The organism is Photobacterium sp. DNB22_13_2 (assembly GCF_052873915.1).
Genome location: NZ_JBNNXU010000118.1, coordinates 1 through 277, shown reverse-complemented (window position 1 = coordinate 277; position 277 = coordinate 1). Strand labels below are relative to the sequence as shown.

General features: G+C 65.3%; 1 protein-coding gene. It reads left to right on the top strand.

Annotated elements, in window-relative coordinates:
• Positions 1–277: acyl-CoA dehydrogenase family protein (locus tag ACVA58_RS28045; RefSeq protein ID WP_446513513.1), on the top strand; the 277-nt coding region annotated here is incomplete at both ends.

The following is a 277-nucleotide window of genomic DNA, read 5'->3' as shown; positions in this document are numbered from 1 at the left end:
CCGCTCGGTGTTTGGCACCAACGTCGGCATCGGTTCGCAGGGCATCCTGATGGACGGCACCGATGCGCAGAAGGCCGACTACCTGCCGCGCATTGCCAGCGGCGAGCTGATCATCTCGTTCGCGCTGACGGAACCGGGCGCCGGATCGGATGCCGCATCACTGCAGACCCGTGCCACGCTGGATGGCGACCACTACGTTATCAACGGCACCAAGCGCTTCATCACCAACGCACCGCGTGCTGGTGCCTTCACGCTGATGGCGCGCACGGGTGGTGAG